General features: G+C 74.7%; 1 protein-coding gene. It reads left to right on the top strand.

Annotation, left to right across the window (positions count from 1 at the left end; all coding sequences use genetic code 11):
* On the top strand, nucleotides 1-1,131 hold a 1,131-nt coding region (locus tag ACWEN3_RS46800; RefSeq protein WP_452984574.1), incomplete at both ends, for an HAD-IC family P-type ATPase.

The following is a 1,131-nucleotide window of genomic DNA, read 5'->3' as shown; positions in this document are numbered from 1 at the left end:
CCACGTGCGGCTCGACTTCGCCGTCGAACCGTACTTCGAGAAGAAGCAAGCCGATGCGCAGCAGGACGCCCCCGCGAATCGGGACAGCGGACCGGTCGGAGTTCTTCCTGGTCCCCGGCGACGTCGTCCAGCTCGGCGCGGGCGACCTGGTGCCAGCGGACGTACGGCTGCTACGCGCGCGGGGCCTGACCGTGCACCAGTCGGCGCTGACCGGGGAGTCGACCCCGGTCCCGAAACACGCGGCGGACGTCGCCGGGCCGGCCGGAACCGCCGTCTTCGAGCAGCCGCAGCTGTGCTTCCAGGGCAGCAGCGTCGCCACCGGCAGCGGCACCGCCGTCGTGCTGGAGACGGGCGGGCGCACCCGGTTCGCGGCCGCCTACGACCGCACGGCCGGCCGGCGCGAGCCGAGCGCCTTCGACCGGGCGGTCCATGGCATCTCGTGGATCCTGATCCGGTTCATGCTGCTCACCCCGCCGCTGGTGCTAATGGCCAACGCGGCGCTGCGCGACCGGGGGCTGGAGACGCTGCCGTTCGTGGTGGCGGTGGCGGTGGGGCTGACGCCGGAGATGCTGCCGGTCGTCGTCACCACCTGTCTGGCGCGAGGGGCGGCGCTGCTGGCCCGCACGCACGGCGTGATCGTCAAGCGGCTCCCGGCCCTGCACGACCTCGGCGCCGTCGACGTGCTGTGCCTCGACAAGACGGGCACCCTCACCCAGGACCGGCCGGTGGTCGAGCGGGGCCTGGACGCGGCGGGCGGAGACGATCCCGAGGTGGTCCGCTGGGCCGCCGTGAACGCCTGGTGGACCCTCCAGCTCGCCGAACTGCCCGAGCCCGACGCCTTGGACGAGGCGGTCCTGGACACGGCCGACGAGGACGACCTCATGGCGTACGACGGGATCGCGGCGCTCCCCTTCGACCCCGTGCGCCGGCTGTCCACGGCCGTGGTGCGCACCCCCGGCCGACTGGGCTCGCACACCCTCGTCGTCAAGGGTGCCGTGGAGGCCGTCCTGGAGCGCTGCGCCCTGCCGCCCGAGGAGGCGGACCGGCTCGCGGACCTCGCGGACCGGGCCTCGCGCGACGGGCTGCGGGTGCTGGCGGTCGCCACCGCCGAACGCCGGGCCCGGTTGCGCG

The organism is Streptomyces sp. NPDC004561, from assembly GCF_053602155.1.
The sequence above is the reverse complement of the archived record's forward strand: the minus strand, read 5'-3'. Positions and strand labels throughout refer to the sequence as shown.